Genomic DNA, 6,000 nt, shown 5'->3' with positions numbered 1-6,000 from the left:
TTTGATGCTTGTTACGATCGCGAAACTCTAGATAGGGAGTATTTGAGAATGAATGCTCCTAGATTGTTCAATCATTCCGATCGAAATGCCCAAAAAGCTAAGTATAGAGGGGAGATTTTTCCCTCCGACGAACCTGTAGGCAATTACGGTCAAAATTCCTTTGAATTTTTTCAACTTGACAGAGACAAAAATAAGAAAGGAATTATAGCGATAGATTTAATGAGGTGGGAACCATGATCGAAAATGAATTACAGTATGAAGTCACCAAAGAATGGGTAGAAAAGTTCAACAAAACTATAGCAGCAATGGAGCGAGATGAAGAAGCAAAAAGAAAGGACTTTCCCAGATGGGAATCCGGTCGAAGTGTCATACAATGCCATTTGGATCAATTACATGAAGAAATAACTGAATATGAAAGATTGATGGCGTGGGACAAGAGCAAGCCGATCGAAATTGTAGTTGAGAATTTCAATAAACTGTCGGATGCTTTAATTAAAGCTCGAATGGCAGCTAAAATGAGTGAGGAAGAACTAGCGGAAACTTTGGATATTGACCCAGAACGCATCAAGGAATACGAGAAAAAAAATTATCAAAGCGCGACTTTGACGGAAATTCTTGATATTAGCTTGGCTTTGGGTTTGGAGTTTAAAACGGCGGTAATGCAGGTAGATTTTGAGGAAATAGAGTTTACCAAGCAAACAGTAGCAGAACGGCGCAAACGAAAAAGGGAGAAGGCAAGTAAAACAGCCTAAAGATTTGGATGATTTGGTCAAGAAGACTGCTGAATATGTCGGGTTGGTTGGCGGTGAATTAGATAAGGGCGATCGCTCTTTCATTTTAGGCGATCGCACTTCGCGCAATCATGGCAGTGTTTGGTATTTGGTGCCAAGGGCGATCGCTCTTTCATTTTAGGCGATCGGTCATCAGAAACAACAAAGGGCGATCGCTCTTCGTACAATCATCGCAGTATTGGTATTTGGTGTCAGGGGCGATCGCTCAATCCGTTCCTCTACACCTATAGCGAGTCTGTCGTCTGGATAGTGGTGAGTTATAATGATAACTATGGTAAGATCGAGAGACGAATCGTTAATGTGTGAAATGAGTGTGAGCAAGAGATTCCAGAATTCGATGAAAACGGCAATCTACCACCGGGAGTTCATTTTTGTGAATGGGAGGAGTTTAATAAAAAATTTGGTACGAATTATAAAAGAGAGCGGATGATCGATGGATTGGAACTGGCAATGACGCAATTAAAAGCAGCAGGCTGTAGGACTATTTATATTAATGGTAGTTTCGTCACCAGCGAACCAGAGCCTAACGATTTTGATGCTTGTTACGATCGCGAAACTGTAGACATGAATCATCTCAGAGTTAATGCCCCTCGATTGTTCAATCATTCCGATCGGAATGCCCAAAAAGCTAAGTATAGAGGGGAGATTTTTCCCTCCGACCAACCTGTAGGTAATTACGGGGACAATTCTTTTGAATTTTTTCAAAAGGATAGAAGACAAAGGAAGAAAGGAATCATAGCTATAGATGTAATGAGGTGGGAACCATGATTAAAGATGAATTAGAGTATGAAGTCAGTCAAGAATGGGTAGAAAAATTTAAAAAATCTATTGCAGCGATGGAGCGAGATGAAGAAGCGAAAAGAAAAGATTTTCTGAAATGGGACGCAGGGCGAGGTGCTTTGCAATGTCATGTAGATAAGTTGGAAGCGGAAATAGCTGAATATGAAAGATTGATAAATTGTGACAAAAGTCAGTCAATTGAAATTACAGTTGATAATTTAACTGAGTTGCCATTTGCTTTGATAAAAGCTCGGATGGCAGCCAAAATTACCCAGCAAGAACTAGCAGAAATTATAGGAATTGACCCGGAGCGAATTAAGCAATGTGAGGATAAAAATTATCAATGTGCTAGTTTTATAGAACTTCTTGAAGTTAGCGCGGCTTTGGGTGTGGAGTTTAAAACGGCTGTGATGTGGGTGGATTTTGGGGAAGTAGAAATTGGCAAAAAAATTGCAGAGAAACGTAGAAAAAAAAGAATGAAGATGGTAAGTAAAGCATCGTAAATTTTGGGGTAGATTAAAAAATGCCCTAATTAAAAAAATAGTAAGGGATATCGCTCTTTCATTTTAGGCGATCGGTTATCTGAAAAAAGAAAGGGCGATCGCACTCCGTACAATCATCGTACTGTTTGGTATTGGGTGCGAGGGGCGATCGAACTAGACTGTTGCTTGAACAAGCATATCTTCTACCTGCTTAATTTGTTTCCAATCAATTGCCGCAACCCAAAGATTTTCCTCTTCTGAATATTGAACCACGCCATCGACTTCTAACTCTTCGTCATACAATGCTAGCAATTGACCATCTTGCAACTTAATATTTTGGCGACTCAAATCTTCAATCGTACCAACACAATTTAGGCGAAGGCGACCTTGTTCATCTGCATTATGAAAGTCTGCAAAGATTCTGGGATAATTCATATTTTTGCTCTACTCAGGATGATTGTTTTGATGGGTTAGCAATCGTTGGTGTCAGCAGCATACTTGTTTGTTCTGGTGTTAAGCCAGTTAATGTTGCATGGTTTGGGCTTCTACCAGAAGTACGAATGACATCTCCATTGGACGATCGCACTTCACTCACTGTCGTCACACCAACTTGTCCATGAGGGATTGTCATTGCTAACTCTGCTACAGATAATTCTACTGCACATTCTACAGAAATACCCGTGATGCCGCTGGGGTGAGTTCCGGTGCTGCGTTTAATATCTTCTGGACGATTACGACCGCCACGAACTACTAAGGCCTCGTTTGGAATTATTTCCACAAATGTAGACTATTTGATTCAAGTACGCACTATATATTACCAAAAATGTTTGCCCATAGTGCGATCGCTCTTGATGTGTGATGGGCGATCGCACTCCGCGCAATCATGGCAGTGTTTGGTATTTGGTGCGAGGGGCGATCGCTCTTTCATTTTAGGCTCTTGCTCATCTGAAGAAAGAAAGGGCGATCGCACTCCGTACAATCATCGCAGTGTTTGGTATTTGGTGCGAGGGGCGATCGCCCTTTCATTTTAGGCGATCGCTCATCAGAAGAAAGAAAGGGCGATCGGTCAAGATACTGGTAAAGGCGAACATCTTTGAGGTAAACTAGAATTGCTCGAAATTTCTGGAATCTGATATAGAAACAATGAAACTGCGATCGGATATTTGATGGAATGGTATATTTAAACAAATGCCCGCTGAGCTTAAAGATACTATAGAAAGCATACACAGAGATGATTAATTTGATTCAAGAGCGTGCGACTCAAGAGCAACTTGAAGAAATGTTAGAAATTCTTAGCAGTTATATTAAACTAGCAGTAGATATTGAACGGGGAATTTTGGCAGGTGGTGGAGAACTTCATGCTGATTGCGAAGCTGTATTGCTCGAAAATGGGAGCAAGCAGGTAGATATTTGGGGAGCAGATTGGTATCCAGTGACACAAGAAGTAGGATATGAATCTCTCATCAATATCCGTCCACGTCAGAACAATCGTTCGATGGAAATTCAAGATCCGATGATTAGACAACAAGTTGCTCAGATCGTTCAACGGTTATTAGGAGGATTATGAGAGATTGGAATGCTTTAAAGGAACGCTATTTGCGAGACGAATTACCGATTCGTTTGGGAAATTTAGCATCAAATTTGGCACGAATTAAATCTCGCTGTCAAAATCCAGCTAATGGCGCGATAATTGAAAGTCTGCTGCAAGAAAGTAAGCTGTTTATTGAATGGACAGCTCCCCATGCAGAGATAGAAATAGCTGCTGAATTAGTAGAGTTGCAGATTCAGTTAGCTTGCTGGCAATATTCTTGGAGTGGGATTTGGGAGGATGCGGAACAACGAATGAGATTTGCGGAAGAGGGAAAGATTTGGTCAGAAAAAGTGCTGAATATGTCGGGTTTGTTGGCTGGGAATTAGATAAGGGCGATCGCTCTTGATGCGTGATTGGGCGATCGCACTCCGCGCAATCATGGCAGTGTTTGGTATTTGGTGTGAAGGGCGATCGCTCTTTTATTTTAGGCGATCGGTTATCAGAAAGAAGAAAGGGCGATCGCACTCCGTAGAATCATCGTACTGTTTGGTATTGGGTGTGAAGGGCGATCGGTTATCAGAAGAAAGAAAGGGCGATCGCTCTTGATGCGTGAAGGGCGATCTACTCAACATTTTTAGAATTTGGCTGTTAAAGGTATATTAATTTGAAGTTGCTAAAATCTGCAACTGCTTCATCTGAATTATGGGCTGAAAGAACATTTAGAAATAATTCAGCTTCATTAGGAACTTCTAATTGTTGCTCATCACACATACTAAACCATTCGTCGCCATCAGAGCTGTAAAACAATCGAATTTTATTTTTCAATCTTCTAATCTTAAAAACAACAACTTCATTGTGATAGATTGATGTAGCCAGCACACGTCCTTGTTTTAATCTATTTACTAATATCTCAACACGCTCATGCTCCAATATTTGAATACGTAAATATTCATATTGATTAAGTGAATATCTAATTCCAAATCCTGCACGTTGATAGTTGATAGTTGAACTAAATTTTATCTGAACCTCTGCTTCAAAGCTCCCATTCACAGAATAAGCAATTGATGGTGCTGAATTTTGATCGTTGGACTGATCTGTATGTCCAGTCGTAGTTATTCTCAGCGAACCATTGTCAAGTAAAAAATACTTGCTATTGATTGAATCCCCTTGATGCCACTTAAAATCGGCGTTGAGTTTCCTAGAGTCAATTGGTGATGAAAAGGATATAAGAGAAAATCTAATGCGATCAGCTTTCGCAAGATGAATTTTGTATCCCTCTTTGACAGAATAGATTTCTGGAGTCATTGGAGGATCGATGCCCTGTCCTATGCAATATTCTTTGACTCTGCTACTTACATACTCGTGAAGTTCATCAACCGATATCCACCCATCTTTATCTCTATCGGCAGTTCCATTTTCGATTCCTTCTAGTAAATAATGTGTGTAAATTCCCAAACCGGATTCTTTATGTTCAAAAGAATACTGAGTAGATGTTGATGAAGCTAATACGGCACGTCCTTTGCCTCCTAAGTATTCAAGGTTGACCTTACCGCTAGCTCTGGCAGTCATGCCTTTAGTAAAAGCGCCACTAAAGCAGCAATCAAGAATAATCACTTGTCGCTCGGAAAGACTTTGACTCATTTTTTCCTGCAAATATTTGGCTGATATAGCGGTTATATCTCTTAATTTTTCTTTGTTTTTACGAGTACGACGAGCTGCCAAATAAAACTGACCAAGCATATCAGTAATGCCATGCCCAGCAAAGTAAAATAGGACTAAATCGCCTTTTTTAGGACGATCAAATAAGTCATAAATTGCATTTTCAACTTCCTCACGCTCGGGATCTTCAAGGAGTGTAATATTTTCTGGAATAAATTCTCCTATGTTAGGATTTTGTAGGAGTTTGCTGATTTCTTTTATGTCCTTAGTTGGTCCCTGAAGATTTGGTAGAGTCTCATAATTACTAACTCCAATCAATAAAGCATATTTTGTCATTAATAATTTACACCTTGTCTATAAAATTCTTCGCTTGTTGAACTGCGAATTCAAATTCCTCTTGGCTGCTTGCTTCAACATTGAGTTTTCTGCCATCAGGAGCTTCAATGCTCATCTTTATAGTTTTTCCACCCAATCTATCCGATAAAAATATAAACAGAGTCTTGATATTTACAGGGTTAACTTCTGCTGTTAGTATGCCGAGCAAGAAACCGCCTAAAGCTCTAGACCCCTCTGGCGGTGTCTCAACGGCTACTAGATTAGCTTGATCAACACCATCTACCTCGGTAATTTGTTGGCATAAAATCTCAGTGAACTCTTGCAAATTTGCATCATCAAGCTCTTGATCTTGAAGAACAATAATAATTTTTATGGGAACTTGCTCTGTCATCTTAACTCCGTGTAAAAACTTCTAAGTTTA

At 39.9% G+C, this 6,000-nt stretch carries 14 protein-coding genes; 10 read left to right on the top strand and 4 right to left on the bottom strand.

What is annotated here, in order from left to right; translation table 11 throughout:
- The 6 genes from QZ918_RS24600 to QZ918_RS24575 form a co-directional block, all read left to right on the top strand.
- Nucleotides 1–237 (top strand): DUF6932 family protein (locus QZ918_RS24600; protein WP_293339443.1); only part of this gene is annotated, 237 nt, incomplete at its 5' end.
- A complete protein-coding gene (locus tag QZ918_RS24595; RefSeq protein WP_293339440.1) occupies nucleotides 234–752 on the top strand; it encodes a helix-turn-helix domain-containing protein in 519 nt (172 codons plus the stop codon). The genes QZ918_RS24600 and QZ918_RS24595, both read left to right, overlap by 4 nt.
- A 4-nt stretch (nucleotides 753–756) precedes the next feature.
- Nucleotides 757–912: a hypothetical protein gene (locus QZ918_RS24590; protein ID WP_293339437.1), complete on the top strand. Its 156-nt coding sequence runs from the start codon at nucleotides 757–759 to the stop codon at nucleotides 910–912.
- Nucleotides 873–1,097: a hypothetical protein gene (locus QZ918_RS24585; RefSeq protein WP_293339433.1), complete on the top strand. Its 225-nt coding sequence runs from the start codon at nucleotides 873–875 to the stop codon at nucleotides 1,095–1,097. The genes QZ918_RS24590 and QZ918_RS24585 overlap by 40 nt, the downstream gene beginning before the upstream one ends.
- 18 nt (nucleotides 1,098–1,115) lie before the next feature.
- Nucleotides 1,116–1,559 carry a DUF6932 family protein gene (locus QZ918_RS24580; RefSeq protein ID WP_527250432.1) on the top strand — a complete coding sequence of 148 codons (444 nt, stop codon included), beginning with the start codon at nucleotides 1,116–1,118 and terminating at the stop codon, nucleotides 1,557–1,559.
- Entirely contained in the window at nucleotides 1,556–2,074 is a 519-nt protein-coding gene (locus tag QZ918_RS24575) for a helix-turn-helix domain-containing protein (protein ID WP_293339427.1), read from the top strand. The genes QZ918_RS24580 and QZ918_RS24575 overlap by 4 nt, the downstream gene beginning before the upstream one ends.
- 153 nt (nucleotides 2,075–2,227) lie before the next feature.
- Here the strand turns inward: QZ918_RS24575 and QZ918_RS24570 are convergent, their stop codons facing one another.
- Entirely contained in the window at nucleotides 2,228–2,488 is a 261-nt protein-coding gene (locus tag QZ918_RS24570; RefSeq protein WP_293339424.1) for a hypothetical protein, read from the bottom strand.
- 13 nt (nucleotides 2,489–2,501) lie between these two features.
- On the bottom strand, nucleotides 2,502–2,831 hold the full coding sequence (locus QZ918_RS24565) for a flavoredoxin (protein WP_293339422.1): 330 nt from the start codon (nucleotides 2,829–2,831) through the stop codon (nucleotides 2,502–2,504).
- Nucleotides 2,832–2,844: 13 nt separating this feature from the next.
- Here QZ918_RS24565 and QZ918_RS24560 point away from each other — a divergent pair, with 13 nt between their 5' ends.
- The 4 genes from QZ918_RS24560 (at nucleotide 2,845) to QZ918_RS24545 (ending at nucleotide 4,190) form a co-directional block, all read left to right on the top strand.
- Nucleotides 2,845–3,084 carry a hypothetical protein gene (locus QZ918_RS24560; protein ID WP_293339419.1) on the top strand — a complete coding sequence of 80 codons (240 nt, stop codon included), beginning with the start codon at nucleotides 2,845–2,847 and terminating at the stop codon, nucleotides 3,082–3,084.
- A 200-nt stretch (nucleotides 3,085–3,284) separates the two neighbouring features.
- Nucleotides 3,285–3,620, top strand: a complete 336-nt coding sequence (locus QZ918_RS24555; protein ID WP_293339416.1) for a DUF5674 family protein — start codon at nucleotides 3,285–3,287, stop codon at nucleotides 3,618–3,620.
- Nucleotides 3,617–3,970, top strand: coding sequence for a hypothetical protein (locus QZ918_RS24550; RefSeq protein WP_293339413.1), 354 nt, complete (start codon nucleotides 3,617–3,619; stop codon nucleotides 3,968–3,970). Before QZ918_RS24555 ends, QZ918_RS24550 begins: the two co-directional genes overlap by 4 nt.
- 16 nt (nucleotides 3,971–3,986) lie before the next feature.
- Nucleotides 3,987–4,190 carry a hypothetical protein gene (locus tag QZ918_RS24545; RefSeq protein WP_293339410.1) on the top strand — a complete coding sequence of 68 codons (204 nt, stop codon included), beginning with the start codon at nucleotides 3,987–3,989 and terminating at the stop codon, nucleotides 4,188–4,190.
- Nucleotides 4,191–4,232: 42 nt separating this feature from the next.
- Here the strand turns inward: QZ918_RS24545 and QZ918_RS24540 are convergent, their stop codons facing one another.
- Nucleotides 4,233–5,579 carry a caspase, EACC1-associated type gene (locus QZ918_RS24540; protein ID WP_293339407.1) on the bottom strand — a complete coding sequence of 449 codons (1,347 nt, stop codon included), beginning with the start codon at nucleotides 5,577–5,579 and terminating at the stop codon, nucleotides 4,233–4,235.
- Between the two features lie 7 nt (nucleotides 5,580–5,586).
- Entirely contained in the window at nucleotides 5,587–5,970 is a 384-nt protein-coding gene (locus QZ918_RS24535) for a sugar ABC transporter permease (protein WP_293339404.1), read from the bottom strand.
- Between the last annotated feature and the right edge of the window lie 30 nt (nucleotides 5,971–6,000).

The sequence above is a fragment of the Microcoleus sp. CAWBG58 genome (assembly GCF_020883045.1).
Taxonomy (GTDB): Bacteria; Cyanobacteriota; Cyanobacteriia; order Cyanobacteriales; family Microcoleaceae; genus Microcoleus.
The sequence above is the reverse complement of the archived record's forward strand: the minus strand, read 5'-3'. Positions and strand labels throughout refer to the sequence as shown.